General features: G+C 71.4%; 12 protein-coding genes and 1 pseudogene. 2 read left to right on the top strand and 11 right to left on the bottom strand.

Going from position 1 to position 12,498, the window contains the following annotated elements:
• Nucleotides 1-124 precede the first annotated feature (124 nt).
• The gene (locus E1193_RS23560; RefSeq protein ID WP_132185366.1) at nt 125-1,729 is read right to left on the bottom strand and encodes an ABC-F family ATP-binding cassette domain-containing protein; all 1,605 of its coding nucleotides are present in this window, start codon (nt 1,727-1,729) and stop codon (nt 125-127) included.
• Nucleotides 1,730-1,968: 239 nt separating this feature from the next.
• On the opposite strand from E1193_RS23560, the gene E1193_RS23555 reads away from it, so the two are divergent.
• Nucleotides 1,969-2,877 carry a neutral zinc metallopeptidase gene (locus E1193_RS23555; RefSeq protein ID WP_132185365.1) on the top strand — a complete coding sequence of 303 codons (909 nt, stop codon included), beginning with the start codon at nt 1,969-1,971 and terminating at the stop codon, nt 2,875-2,877.
• Between the two features lie 76 nt (nt 2,878-2,953).
• On the opposite strand, the gene E1193_RS23550 is transcribed toward E1193_RS23555, so the two are convergent.
• From E1193_RS23550 to E1193_RS23505, 10 genes and pseudogenes are all read right to left on the bottom strand, one after another.
• Nucleotides 2,954-3,601, bottom strand: a complete 648-nt coding sequence (locus E1193_RS23550; protein WP_132185364.1) for an acVLRF1 family peptidyl-tRNA hydrolase — start codon at nt 3,599-3,601, stop codon at nt 2,954-2,956.
• 155 nt (nt 3,602-3,756) lie between these two features.
• Nucleotides 3,757-4,046 (bottom strand): annotated as a pseudogene (locus E1193_RS23545) (lysine transporter LysE); the annotation flags it as partial.
• 484 nt (nt 4,047-4,530) lie between these two features.
• A complete protein-coding gene (locus E1193_RS23540) occupies nt 4,531-4,989 on the bottom strand; it encodes a metal-sulfur cluster assembly factor (RefSeq protein ID WP_132185363.1) in 459 nt (152 codons plus the stop codon).
• Nucleotides 4,986-5,462, bottom strand: coding sequence for a Fe-S cluster assembly sulfur transfer protein SufU (gene sufU, locus E1193_RS23535; RefSeq protein WP_132185362.1), 477 nt, complete (start codon nt 5,460-5,462; stop codon nt 4,986-4,988). Before sufU ends, E1193_RS23540 begins: the two co-directional genes overlap by 4 nt.
• A 1-nt stretch (nt 5,463) precedes the next feature.
• Nucleotides 5,464-6,768, bottom strand: coding sequence for a cysteine desulfurase (locus E1193_RS23530; RefSeq protein ID WP_132185361.1), 1,305 nt, complete (start codon nt 6,766-6,768; stop codon nt 5,464-5,466).
• A gap of 24 nt (nt 6,769-6,792) precedes the next feature.
• Nucleotides 6,793-7,566: a Fe-S cluster assembly ATPase SufC gene (gene sufC / locus E1193_RS23525; protein WP_132185360.1), complete on the bottom strand. Its 774-nt coding sequence runs from the start codon at nt 7,564-7,566 to the stop codon at nt 6,793-6,795.
• Entirely contained in the window at nt 7,566-7,892 is a 327-nt protein-coding gene (locus tag E1193_RS23520) for a non-heme iron oxygenase ferredoxin subunit (protein ID WP_132185359.1), read from the bottom strand. The genes sufC and E1193_RS23520 overlap by 1 nt, the downstream gene beginning before the upstream one ends.
• On the bottom strand, nt 7,892-9,034 hold the full coding sequence (gene sufD / locus E1193_RS23515; protein WP_132185358.1) for a Fe-S cluster assembly protein SufD: 1,143 nt from the start codon (nt 9,032-9,034) through the stop codon (nt 7,892-7,894). Before sufD ends, E1193_RS23520 begins: the two co-directional genes overlap by 1 nt.
• A 142-nt stretch (nt 9,035-9,176) precedes the next feature.
• Nucleotides 9,177-10,607: a Fe-S cluster assembly protein SufB gene (gene sufB / locus E1193_RS23510; RefSeq protein ID WP_132185357.1), complete on the bottom strand. Its 1,431-nt coding sequence runs from the start codon at nt 10,605-10,607 to the stop codon at nt 9,177-9,179.
• Nucleotides 10,604-11,356, bottom strand: coding sequence for an HTH domain-containing protein (locus E1193_RS23505; protein WP_132185356.1), 753 nt, complete (start codon nt 11,354-11,356; stop codon nt 10,604-10,606). The genes sufB and E1193_RS23505 overlap by 4 nt, the downstream gene beginning before the upstream one ends.
• Nucleotides 11,357-11,455: 99 nt before the next feature.
• Here E1193_RS23505 and E1193_RS23500 point away from each other — a divergent pair, with 99 nt between their 5' ends.
• Nucleotides 11,456-12,418: a COX15/CtaA family protein gene (locus tag E1193_RS23500; protein WP_207922822.1), complete on the top strand. Its 963-nt coding sequence runs from the start codon at nt 11,456-11,458 to the stop codon at nt 12,416-12,418.
• The last annotated feature ends 80 nt before the right edge of the window (nt 12,419-12,498 follow it).

The raw sequence follows: 12,498 nt of genomic DNA, 5'->3' as shown, positions 1-12,498 counted from the left end.
CGCCCCCTCCCGGTCGCCCACCCAACCCACCGACACGTGATCATGAGGTTGACGGCGGTGTGGACCTCCCGCAGCCCCGCCAACCTCATGATCAACGGTGAGGTCGGCCCGCGCGCCGGCGGTGTCAGGCGAGTTCCACCAGTTCCAGGAGGTCGTCGCTCCAGGCGTCCTCGTCGCCGTCGGGGAGCAGGATCGCCCGGTCGGGCTTGAGCGCCAGCACCGCGCCCGGATCGTGGGTGACCAGCACGATCGCGCCCGGGTACCGGGCGATCGCGTCCAGCACCTGCTCCCGGCTGACCGGGTCGAGGTTGTTCGTCGGCTCGTCGAGCAACAGGACGTTCGCGCCCGAGCAGACCAGGGTGGCCAGGGCCAGCCGGGTCTTCTCACCGCCGGAGAGCACCCCGGCGGGCTTGTCCACGTCCTCACCGGAGAAGAGGAACGCACCGAGGATCCGGCGCAGGTCCGTGTCGGTCTGCTCCGGCGCGGCGCTGCGCATGTGCTCCAGGATCGTCCGCTCCACGTCCAGCGTCTCGTGCTCCTGGGCGTAGTAGCCCAGTCGCAGCCCGTGCCCCGGGTTCACCGAGCCGGTGTCCGGCTCCAGCAGGCCGCCGAGCATCCGCAGCAGGGTGGTCTTGCCGGCGCCGTTGAGGCCGAGGATCGCCACCCGGGAGCCACGGTCCACCGCGACGTTCACGTCGGTGAAGATCTCCAACGAGCCGTACGACTTCGACAGGCCGGTCGCGGTGAGCGGGGTCTTGCCGCACGGCGCCGGAGTCGGGAAACGCACCTTGGCCACCCGGTCGGCGACCCGGACCTCGTCCAGGCCGGAGAGCAGCTTCTCGGCGCGGCGGGCCATGTTCTGCGCGGCCACGGTTTTGGTGGCCTTGGCCCGCATCTTGTCGGCCTGCGCCATCAGCGCGCCAGCCTTCTTCTCGGCGTTGGCCCGCTCCCGGCGGCGACGCCGCTCGTCGACCTCCCGCGCCTCCAGGTACGCCTTCCAGCCCAGGTTGTAGACGTCGACCACGGAGCGGGTGGCGTCCAGGAACCAGACCTTGTTGACGACCGACTCCAGCAGCGAGGCGTCGTGGGAGATCACGATCAACCCGCCCTTGTGGTTGGCGAGAAAGCTACGCAGCCAGGTGATCGAATCGGCGTCCAGGTGGTTGGTCGGCTCGTCGAGCAGCAGGATGCCGCCGCCGTTCTCGCCGGCGTCGCGGAACAGGATCCGGGCCAGCTCGATCCGGCGGCGCTGACCGCCGGAGAGGGTACCGATCGTCTGCGTCAGGGCCCGGTCGGGCAGCCCCAGGTTGGCGCAGATCCGAGCGGCCTCGGCTTCGGCGGCGTACCCGCCGAGGGAGGCGAACTGGTCCTCCAGCGCGCCGTAGCGGCGGACCAGCCTCTCGTCGGCGTCCTCGGCGAGCCGGGACTCCAGCTCCGCCATCTGGGCCATCAGCACGTCCAGCCCTCGGGCGGAGAGCACCCGGTCCCGCCCGGTGACGTCCAGGTCGCCGGTGCGCGGATCCTGCGGCAGGTACCCGATGGCGCTACGCCGGTCGATCTGGCCGGCGTACGGCTGCCCCTCGCCGGCCAGCACCTTCAGCGTGGTGGTCTTGCCGGCGCCGTTGCGGCCGACCAGGCCGATCCGGTCGCCCGGCTGCACCCGCAGGGTGGTGTCGGACAGTAGGATCCTGGAGCCGGCGCGCAGCTCCAGACCGGTGACAATGATCATTTCTGGTACTCGCTCTCGGGGTCTGGAAGGGCTGACTCAGGGCACGCGAAACGGCCGGCGGACCCGATGGACCGTCGGCGCGGGGCGGTTCAGCCTTCGCAGAGCAGCACGGGAGCAAGTGTACCGGGCCTCCCGCGCCGCGCCGCCCGGATTACCCGGCAAGATCATCGGGTATCGGAACGCCGTCCGGACCCGGTCCGGTGCCGCAACCACGTGACGAATCGGTGATCGGGGTCAACATGGAGCTGAACGAGAACGCACGGATCGACACCAGCCAGGTGGAGGACCGGCGAGGGTCCGGCGGCGGCGCCGGCATGGGCATCCCCATCCCGATCGGCGGCGGGCGCGGAGGGATCATCGGCATCGTCATCGCCGTGCTGGTGGCGCTGGTCGGCGGCGGCTTCGGGCTGAACGCGGCCATCGACGGCGGGGAGCAGGGCGACAACACCGCGCTGGAACAGAGGTGCGCCGCCGACGACGCCCTCCAACAGCTCGACTGCCGCAACACCCTCTACGTCAACTCCATCCAGGCGTACTGGCGCAGGGCGCTGCCGGAGGCGTTCGGCGAACAGTACCGGCCGTCGAAGACCATCTTCTTCAGCCAGCGCGTCAACACCCGCTGCGGCGCCGCCGACTCCGGCGTCGGCCCGTTCTACTGCCCCGCCGACCACCAGGTCTACATCGACCTCACCTTCTACCGGGTGCTGGCCGACCAGCTCGGCGCCGCCGGCGAGTTCGCCCAGCCGTACGTGCTGGCCCACGAGTACGGCCACCACGTGCAGAACCTGCTCGGCACCGAGGCGCAGATGCGCCGCCAGCAGCAGCGCGACCCGGGCAACGCCAACACGCTGTCGGTGCGGCTGGAGCTGCAGGCCGACTGCTACGCCGGAGCCTGGGCGAAGAACGCCACCGGCACCGCCGACGAAACAGGTGAGAAACTCTTCAAGAGCATCAGCGAACAGGACATCAGCCAGGCCATCGACGCCGCCGAGAAGATCGGCGACGACGCCATCTCCGAGCGCGCCAACCGCCCGGTGAACCCGGAGGAGTTCACCCACGGCTCGTCCGCCCAGCGCAAGAGGTGGTTCACCCAGGGGTACTCCACCGGCGACCCGAAGTCCTGCGACACCTTCGGCGGCAGCATCTGAACGTCCGGCCCGCCCGCATGGGGCCGGTGTGACCGCCACGCGGCACGCGGGGTCGGTCCGAGACCGCGCGGCAGGTTCAGGTCGGGTCGCGGACCAGGATGCGGACCGCGCGGGCGGCGGCGATCGCGGCGACCAGCACGGCGTGACGGGGCTCGGGCACGTCGAGCAGCCGCTCGGCACGCAGCGCGGCAAGCGGCGCGAGCCGCCGGTCGGCGAGCACGCCGTCCACCGCCCGTCGGTCACCGCCGCAGACCAGCGCGGCCAGCGTCGACGCCTCCGGCAGCAGCAGCCGTACAGCCAGCTCGGTCGCGTCGCCGAGCGCCGCCTTGGCCTGGTTGTCCCGCCGCCGGGCGAACCGCTGCTGGGACCAGCCGCCGGCTGCGGTGCGCCCCTGCACGTACCGGGTGTCCACCTTGGAGACGACGAGGTCGTCCCCCGCCGCGACGCCGACCGCGACCGCGCCCTTGCGAGCGAGCAGCAGACCGAGCCGGCGGGGAGCGGCGACCGCCCCCACGAACCCGGGCAGGTCCGGCGCGGGGCGTGCGCCGGGCGGGGTGTGCAACTCGGCGCTGGCGCCGTCGGGGGCGGTGAGTAGCAGACCGTACCCGAGGACGGTGGTGGTCGGCGGGCCGTGCCGGTCGGCGAAGCCCTCGGTCCACCGGGCAACCCGGGCGGGGTCGACCTCGACCCACCGGCCGCCCCCGGCTGCGGGTCGGCTACTCATGATCCGACCGTACGGCACGATCCGCGTCAACGGGCCGGCGGTCACCCGCCGAGCAACACGCCGACGGCGAGGGCGGTGATGATCGCGCTGGACACGAAAGCCCGCTGCGGGCTGTCCAACCCTCGGCGTGGCGTGTCGCCCGCCACCGTACCGGCTGCCCGACGGAGGGCGCGCCAGGCGGTGGGGGTGGCGAGGCCGGGCAGCACCAGGGCGGCGACCACGCGCATCGGGCCGGCGATCGGGGCGATCACAGCGGCGAGGGCCGCCCACCGAACGCGGCGGACGCGGCGTACAGACCGTCGGCTGTGGCGACACCGAGCGCGGCGGCGGCGCCCACCCGGAACGAGGCCCGCGCGGCCAGTCCAATGACGAGCACGGCGATGGCGCCGACCGGGATCGCCACGCCGTACCCGGCGACCATCCCGGCCAGGAAGGCCGCCGTCACGACGACGGGCGACGCGCCGGGGCGGATGCCCGTGCGGTCCGCTGTCGGCGCGCTGCGGTGGCCGCGCGGACAGGGCCCTGCATCGGGTACGCCTCGATCACGGTGCCATTCTGGCCCGGGCGCGGCCGACGCGCCTCCGATTCTGCGGCGTCCTGGCAGTCCAACGCCGGCGGGATCCGGACGGCGACGCTCGCCCGGGACCAGACGCGCAGATCAGGTTCCGCTCGTGCGGAGAACCCTCGCGCCCTCCACGCGTGGGCCCGGAAGTCTGTCGCGTTCCGCAGGGGCGTCCCAGAGCGGGGCGCGGACACAATGGCCGCCGCCCGGCTGCGGGCGCTGCCGCTGACCTGCGCCGGAGTGGGAGCAGGTGACGCGCTGGGTCGCCGACCCGGCCGGGCTCGCCCCCTTGCTGCCCGAAACGGAGTCGTCGCCGCGTCGAGCGCCGGCACCCGGTTCCGGGTGCCGGCGCTCGACGCGGCGACGTTCAGACGTTGAAACCGAGCGAGCGGAGCTGATCGCGCCCCTCGTCGGTGATCTTGTCGGGGCCCCACGGCGGCAGCCAGACCCAGTTGATCCGGATGTCGTTCACCAGTCCCCCGCCGGGGCCGGTGGTCAGCGCCTGCCGGGCCTGGTCCTCGATCACGTCGGTCAGCGGGCAGGCCGCCGAGGTGAGCGTCATGTCCAGGGTGGCGACGTTCTCGTCGTCGACGTGCACGCCGTACACCAGGCCGAGGTCGACCACGTTGATGCCCAGCTCGGGGTCGACGACGTCCTTCATCGCCTCCTCGACGTCGGCGACGGCGGCCTTGCCGCCGGCAGCCGCCGGGAGGACGTCACCGGCACCCGCTGTCGCCGCGCCGTCGGTCGTCACGGCGCCGGTCTGCGGCGTCGCGGCGGCGTCGCCAGTCTCCGGCGTAGCCGCGGTAGCGGTGTCCTCGCTCATGCCTTCACCTCCGTCGGGCTCGCGCCCACCCCGGCGCGTGCCGCGGCGTCCTTGAACGCCATCCACGGCAGCAGCGCGCACTTGACCCGGGCCGGGTAGCGCGCGACACCCGCGAACGCCACACCGTCACCGAGTACGTCCTCGTCCGGCGTGACCTGGCCACGGCCGGACATCAACTCGACGAACGCCTGGTGCACGGCGAACGCCTCACCCGCGCCCCGGCCGGTGAGCAGCTCGTGCAGCACGCTCGCCGACGCCTGGCTGATCGAGCAGCCCAACCCGTCGTACGAGATGTCGGCGAGCCGGTCACCGTCGGTGGCCACCCGGACGGTGATCTCGTCACCGCAGGTGGGGTTGACGTGGTGCGCCTCGGCCACCCGCGCCTGCGGGTCCTCGGCGTCGCGCAGGCCACGGCCGTGCGGGTGCTTGTAGTGGTCCAGGATGATTTCCTGGTAGAGCTGGTCGAGCTGCATGTCAGTCGAACACCTTCCGCACCTGCTCGAGCCCCGCCACCAGGGCGTCGATCTCCTCCGTGGTGGTGTACAGGTAGAACGAGGCCCGGGTCATCGCCGGGACACCGAACCGGGTGCACACCGGCTTCGCGCAGTGGTGCCCCACCCGCACCTGCACGCCGAGCGCATCGAGGACCTGCCCCACGTCGTGCGGGTGCACGTCACCGAGGGCGAACGAGATCGTCCCGCCCCGACCGACCGGCACGGCCGGACCGAAGATCCGCAGCTCGGGCACGGTGGCGAGGGCGTCCAGCGCGTACGCCGTCAGCTCCTTCTCGTGCCACTGCACGGCGCGCATCCCGATTCCGGTGAGGTAGTCCACCGCCGCGCCGAGCGCGACCGCCTCGGCGATCGGCGGGGTGCCCGCCTCGAACCGGGCCGGCGGCGCGGCGAACGTGGACCGCGCCATCGACACCGTCTCGATCATCGAGCCGCCGCCGAACACCGGGGGCATCGCGGCGAGCAGCTCGCCCCGGCCCCACAGCACGCCGATGCCGGTCGGGCCGCACATCTTGTGCCCGGTGAAGACGATGAAGTCGGCGTCGAGGTCGACCACGTCCACCGGCATGTGCGGCACCGACTGGGAGCAGTCCAGCAGCAGCAGCGCGCCGACCTGGCGGACCCGCTCGGTGATCCGTGCGGTGGCGTTGACCGTGCCGAGGATGTTGGAGGTGTGCACCAGCGAGACGATCTTCGTCCGCTCGGTGACCAGCTCCGCCAGCCCCGACTCGTCCAGCCGCCCCGAGTCGGTGACCGGGAACCAACGCAGGGTCGCGCCGGTCCGCTCGGCCAGCAGCTGCCACGGGACGATGTTCGAGTGGTGCTCCATCTCGGAGATCACGATCTCGTCGCCCGGCCCCAACCGGAACCGAGGGTCGGCGTCGGGGCGCAGCGACGCGTTCGAGAACGCGTACGCCACGATGTTGATCGCCTCGGTGGAGTTCTTGGTGAACACCACCTCGTCCACGCTCGGGGCGTTGACGAACGCGGCGACCTTCGCCCGAGCACCCTCGTACGCCTCGGTCGCCTCGGTGCCCAGGGTGTGCACCGAGCGCGACACGTTGGCGTTGTGCAGCGCATAGTGCTCGGTGAGCACGTCGAGCACCTGCCGCGGCTTGTGCGAGGTGTTGGCGCTGTCGAGATAGACCAGCCGGTGCCCGTTGACCAACCGGTCGAGGATCGGGAAGTCGGCGCGCACCGCGGCCACGTCGAAACGCGGCACGTCGTCGTACTGCGGCATCCCCTCCGGGATGGCGGTGGTGGTCATCTCAGCAACCCCTGTCTTCGGTGGTCAGACCCGCGCCGAACCGGCCCCGGCGGCGTACCGCTCGTAGCCCTCGTCCTCGAGCTTGTCGGCGAGCTCGCGGCCGCCCTGCTCGACGATTCGGCCGGCGACGAAGACGTGCACGAAGTCCGGCTTGATGTAGCGCAGGATCCGGGTGTAGTGGGTGATCAGCAGCATCCCGGTGTGACCGGTGTCGCGGACCCGGTTGACGCCCTCGCTGACCACGCGCAGCGCGTCCACGTCCAGGCCGGAGTCGGTCTCGTCGAGGATGGCGATCTTCGGCTTGAGCAGCTCCAGCTGCACGATCTCGTGCCGCTTCTTCTCGCCGCCGGAGAAGCCCTCGTTGACGTTTCGCTGGGCGAACGCCGGATCCATCTGGAGGCGCTCCATGGCGCCACGCAGCTCGCCGCCCCAGGTGCGCAGCTTCGGTGCCTCACCGTCGATGGCGGTCTTGGCGGTACGCAGGAAGTTCGCCACCGAGACGCCGGGGACCTCGACCGGGTACTGCATGGCCAGGAAGAGGCCGGCGCGGGCCCGCTCGTCGACGGACATCTCCAGGACGTCGGCGCCGTCGAGGGTCACCGAGCCGCCGGTGATCTCGTACTTGGGGTGGCCGGCGATCGAGTAGGCCAGGGTCGACTTCCCGGAGCCGTTCGGGCCCATGATCGCGTGGGTCTCCCCCGATCGCACGGTCAGGTCGACGCCGTGCAGGATCGGCTTGAGCTCACCCTCGGGCAGCTTCACCGACACCTGCAGGTCGCGGATCTCCAGGGTGCTCATTATCGGGTCACTCCATTGCTCGGCGTCAGGTCGACGTAGATGTCACCGTCGCGGATCTCGACGGCGTAGACGGGAACGGGCTCGGTGGCGGGCAGGCCGGTCGGCTCGCCGGTACGCATGTCGAAACGGGATCCGTGCAGCCAGCATTCCAGCGTGCAGCCCTCGACCTCGCCCTCGGAGAGGGCGACCGCGGCGTGGGAGCACTCGTCGTGCACGGCGTAGAACTGGTCGTCCTCGCCGTGCACCACGGCGATCTGGGTGCCGTCCACGTCGGCGCTGATCACGCTGCCCTTCGGCACGTCCTCGGTCGCGCAGATCCTGATCATCAGGCGTCAGCCTTCGTGAGCCGCGCCTCGATCGCGTCGCCGAGCCGCTCGCGCAGCTCCTCGACCGGGATCTTGTTGATCAGCTCGGCGAAGAATCCCCGGACCACCAGGCGACGGGCCTCGCCCTCCGGGATGCCCCGGGCCATCAGGTAGAACAGCTGCTCGTCGTCGAAGCGACCGGTCGCGCTGGCGTGGCCGGCGCCGGCGATCTCGCCGGTCTCGATCTCCAGATTCGGCACGGAGTCCGCCCGCGCCCCGTCGGAGAGCAGCAGGTTCCGGTTGATCTCGTACGTGTCGGTGCCGGTCGCCTCGGCGCGGATCAGCACGTCGCCCACCCAGACCGTCCGGGCGTCGTCGCCCTGCAACGCTCCCCGGTAGCCGACGTAGCTGCGGCAGTCCGGCACGTTGTGGTCGACCAACTGCCGGTGCTCCAGGTGCTGCCCCGAGTCGGCGAAGTAGAGGCCGTACAGCTCTGCCTCGCCGCCCCGACCCGTGTACTCCACCGAGGTGAACTGCCGGACCAGGTCCCCGCCGAGGGTGACCTGCACGTGGGTGGCCTTGGCGTCCCGGCCCAGCCTGATCTTCAGGTGCTGGGCCTGCACCGCGTCGGCGGCCCAGTCGGCGACGGTGACCAGGGTCAGCTTCGCGCCGTCGGCCACCGACACCTCGACGTTGTCGGCCAGGGTCGCCGACCCGACGTGCTCCAGCACCAGAGTCACCTCGGCGAAACGCCCCACCTCGACGTAGGTGTGCCCGAAGGCCATGCCGTCCGCGCCCTCGCCGACCACCCGCAGGCTCACCGGGGTGCCCACCACCGCGTCGGCGGCCACCGAGACCAGCAGCGCCTGCCCGGCCCCGCCGTACGCCAGCGCGCTGACCCGGTCGACCGGGGTGAGCACGCCGCCCACCCGCGGGTCGTCCGTGCCGATCCGGGTGACGGTCACGCCGGCGGGCAGGTCGCCGTACTCGTGGCGAACCACGGCGGACGGGGTCTGCGCGCCACCGACCAGGCCTCGCAGGCGCTTGAGCGGGGTGAAACGCCACTCCTCCTCCAGGCCGGTGAGGGCCGGGAAGTCGGCGACGTCGTACGAGCGGAGCGCCTGCGTCTTGGTGCTGGGCGGCGCGGAAGCCTGGGTAGTCATCTCTTCCTTGGTCTGTTCCGGGACGACGGTGTCATTGATCGGAGGCGGGTTGCTCGCGGCTCGATGCCGGTCGGGCCGGCGGAGACGAACCCGCGCGGGTGGTGCGCGTGACGGGCCGAGGCCGCGGGCGGGCCGGCTGGGGTCAGCCGACCGCGCCCTCCATCTGCAGCTCGATCAGGCGGTTGAGCTCCAGGGCGTACTCCATCGGGAGCTCCTTGGCGATCGGCTCGATGAAGCCGCGCACGATCATCGCCATCGCCTCGTCCTCGCTCAGCCCCCGGCTCATCAGGTAGAAGAGCTGGTCCTCGCTGACCTTGGAGACGGTGGCCTCGTGCCCCATCGACACGTCGTCCTCGCGGATGTCGACGTACGGGTAGGTGTCCGAGCGGGAGATGGTGTCGACCAGCAACGCGTCGCACTTGACCGTACTCCGGCTGTGGTGCGAGCCCTCCAGCACCTGCACCAGACCCCGGTACGAGGTGCGGCCGCCGCCCCGGGCGATCGACTTCGACACGATGGTGCTGCTGGTGTGCGGAGCGGCGTGCACCATCTTGGCGCCGGCGTCCTGGTGCTGGCCCTCGCCGGCCATGGCCACCGAGAGCACCTCGCCCTTGGCGTGCTCGCCGGTCATGTACACCGCCGGGTACTTCATCGTGACCTTGGAGCCGATGTTGCCGTCGATCCACTCCATGGTCGCGCCCTCGTGGCACACGGCGCGCTTGGTGACCAGGTTGTAGACGTTGTTCGACCAGTTCTGGATGGTGGTGTACCGGCAGCGGGCGTTCTTCTTGACGACGATCTCCACGACGGCGCTGTGCAGCGAGTCCGACGAGTAGATGGGCGCGGTGCAGCCCTCGACGTAGTGCACGTACGCGCCCTCGTCGACGATGATCAGCGTCCGCTCGAACTGGCCCATGTTCTCGGTGTTGATCCGGAAGTATGCCTGCAGCGGAATCTCCACCTGCACGCCCTTCGGCACGTAGATGAACGAGCCGCCGGACCAGACCGAGGTGTTCAGCGCGGCGAACTTGTTGTCGCCGACCGGGATGACCGTGCCGAAGTACTCCTTGAACAGGTCCTCGTGCTCCTTGAGGGCGGTGTCGGTGTCGAGGAAGAGGACACCCTGCTCCTCCAGGTCCTCACGGATCTTGTGGTAGACCACCTCGGACTCGTACTGCGCCGCGACACCGGCGATCAGCCGCTGCTTCTCCGCCTCCGGGATACCCAGCCTGTCGTAGGTGTTCTTGATGTCCTCCGGCAGGTCCTCCCAGCTGGTGGCCTGCTTCTCGGTGGACCGCACGAAGTACTTGATGTTGTCGAAGTCGATCCCGGTGAGGTCGGCGCCCCACGCCGGCATCGGCTTGCGGCCGAACAGGCGCAGGCCCTTCAGGCGCAGGTCGAGCATCCAGGCCGGCTCGTTCTTCTTGGCCGAGATGTCCCGTACCACCGCCTCGCTGAGGCCGCGCTGGGCGACCGCCCCGGCGACGTCGGAGTCGGCCCAGCCGTACTCGTAGCGACCGAGGGCAGCGAGCTGCTCTTCCTGGGTCAGGGGCTGGACGATCTGCTCGGTCATCTATCTGTCCTCACAGTGGTGACGGTGTTACCGGACTGAACGCGCGGCTGGGCCGGAATATGCGTGGTGCACACCCCGTCGCCGTGGGCGATGGTGGCCAGGCGCTGCACGTGGGTGCCGATCAGGCGGGAGATGACCCCGGTCTCGGCCTCGCACAGCTGGGGGAACTCGGCGGCCACGTGCGCCACCGGGCAGTGGTGCTGACAGAGCTGGCCGCCGGAGGCGATCGTGGACGCGTTGGCAGCGTAACCCTCGGCGGTGAGCGCGGTGGCGAGTGCCTCCGCCCGCGCGAGCGGGTCGTCGCCGGCGTCCTCCATGGCAGCCCGGCAGCGCGCCTCCAGCGCCACGACCTGCTCGGCGGCGAACGCCGTCACCGCCTCGGAACCGCCGTAGCGGGCGATCCAGCGCAGCGCCTCGGTCGCCATGTTGTCGTAGTGGTGCGTGCCGCACCGGCCCCGGGCGGCGTCGGTCAGCAGGAACACCTTCGCCGGGCGGCCCCGGCCCCGGCTGCCCCGTACGACCTGCTCCCGGGCGACCACGTCGCCGTCGGCGAGCATCGCGTCCAGGTGCCGGCGGATCGCGGCCGGGCTCAGCCCGAGCGCCGAGCCGAGCTGCGCGGCGGTGGTCGCGCCCCGCTCCAGCAGCAGCTGGGTGACCCGGTCGCGGGTGGAAAGATCGGCGGACGGCGGCACGCCGGTGACCGGGACGGTCACCGGCGGGTGCCCGGAGAGCGCCGCCACGTTTTTCACAACGGCAACGTTACGTAATTCGCCCCGGGCCCGCAAACCGGACCTCTGGTGATCCCCGACACCGCAGCCGTGGAACCACCCCGGTCGGGCTCCACTACGGTGCGTAGGATTCGAGACGTGAAGGCTTCCGTCCGGTTCCCGGCCTCCGACACCCTGCTGCGCCGCCTCGCGTACGCCTCGATCGTGGCAAACGTGGCCATCGTCGTCACCGGCGGGGCAGTCCGGCTCACCGCGTCCGGCCTGGGCTGCCCGACCTGGCCTCGGTGCACCGACGAGTCGTACACCGCCACACCCGAGATGGGCGTGCACGGGATGATCGAGTTCGGCAACCGGCTGCTCGTCTTCGTCGTCGGGACCATCGCGCTCGCCGTGGTGGTGGCGGTGCTGCGGCAGCGGCCGCGCCGGCGGGGGTCGCTGCCGTTGGCGGTGGCCGTGCTGTTCGGCATCCCCGCGCAGGCGATCGTCGGCGGGATCACCGTGCTGACCAACCTCAACCCGTGGGTGGTCGGGCTGCACTTCCTCGCCTCGATGGCGGTGATCGCCGCCGCGTACGCGCTGTGGCGACGGATCAGCGAGCCGGACGGGCCGGCGGTGCCCGTGGTGCCCGGTCCGCTGCGCACCCTGGCGAGGGTCACCACGGTGGTCAGCGCCTCGGTGCTGGTGGTGGGCACCTGGGTGACCGGCAGTGGCCCGCACGCCGGCGACGGCGGGGCCGCCCGCAACGGCCTGGACCCCGAGCAGGTCTCCCAGGTGCACGCCGACGGCGTGTTCCTGCTGATCGGCCTCTCCGTGGCGCTGGTCTTCGCCTTCCGGGCCGTCGGCGCCGCCGGCCCGGCCCGGGCGGCCCTCGTGCTGGTCGCCGTCGAGCTGGGTCAGGGCGTGATCGGCTTCGTGCAGTACCTCACCGACCTGCCCGCTCCGCTGGTCGGCGCGCACATGCTCGGCTCCTGCCTGGTGCTGCTGGCCACCCTGTCGGTGCTCTGGTCGACCAGGGAACGCCGCCCGGTCGAACCCACCCCGGAGCCTGCGCCGGCCGCCGGTCGCGTCCCCGCCGCCGCCTAGACGAGTAAGTCCGAAGTCGGGTCAGTGGTCGTAGGCGATCAGGGACCTGGTCGTGGGCTGGCCGGTGGCCCGGTTGTGCC

It is taken from the genome of Micromonospora sp. KC606 (assembly GCF_004348675.1).
In the GTDB taxonomy this organism is placed as follows: Bacteria; Actinomycetota; Actinomycetes; order Mycobacteriales; family Micromonosporaceae; genus Micromonospora.
This window is presented reverse-complemented; position numbering and strand designations above follow the sequence as displayed.

What these genes read in the sequence shown, in the direction of transcription:
- E1193_RS23560 (WP_132185366.1), bottom strand. Translation starts at nt 1,729, where the DNA reads ATGATCATTGTCACCGGTCTGGAGCTGCGCGCCGGCTCCAGGATCCTA.
- E1193_RS23555 (WP_132185365.1), top strand. Translation starts at nt 1,969, where the DNA reads ATGGAGCTGAACGAGAACGCACGGATCGACACCAGCCAGGTGGAGGAC.
- E1193_RS23550 (WP_132185364.1), bottom strand. Translation starts at nt 3,601, where the DNA reads ATGAGTAGCCGACCCGCAGCCGGGGGCGGCCGGTGGGTCGAGGTCGAC.
- E1193_RS23540 (WP_132185363.1), bottom strand. Translation starts at nt 4,989, where the DNA reads ATGAGCGAGGACACCGCTACCGCGGCTACGCCGGAGACTGGCGACGCC.
- sufU (WP_132185362.1), bottom strand. Translation starts at nt 5,462, where the DNA reads ATGCAGCTCGACCAGCTCTACCAGGAAATCATCCTGGACCACTACAAG.
- E1193_RS23530 (WP_132185361.1), bottom strand. Translation starts at nt 6,768, where the DNA reads ATGACCACCACCGCCATCCCGGAGGGGATGCCGCAGTACGACGACGTG.
- sufC (WP_132185360.1), bottom strand. Translation starts at nt 7,566, where the DNA reads ATGAGCACCCTGGAGATCCGCGACCTGCAGGTGTCGGTGAAGCTGCCC.
- E1193_RS23520 (WP_132185359.1), bottom strand. Translation starts at nt 7,892, where the DNA reads ATGATCAGGATCTGCGCGACCGAGGACGTGCCGAAGGGCAGCGTGATC.
- sufD (WP_132185358.1), bottom strand. Translation starts at nt 9,034, where the DNA reads ATGACTACCCAGGCTTCCGCGCCGCCCAGCACCAAGACGCAGGCGCTC.
- sufB (WP_132185357.1), bottom strand. Translation starts at nt 10,607, where the DNA reads ATGACCGAGCAGATCGTCCAGCCCCTGACCCAGGAAGAGCAGCTCGCT.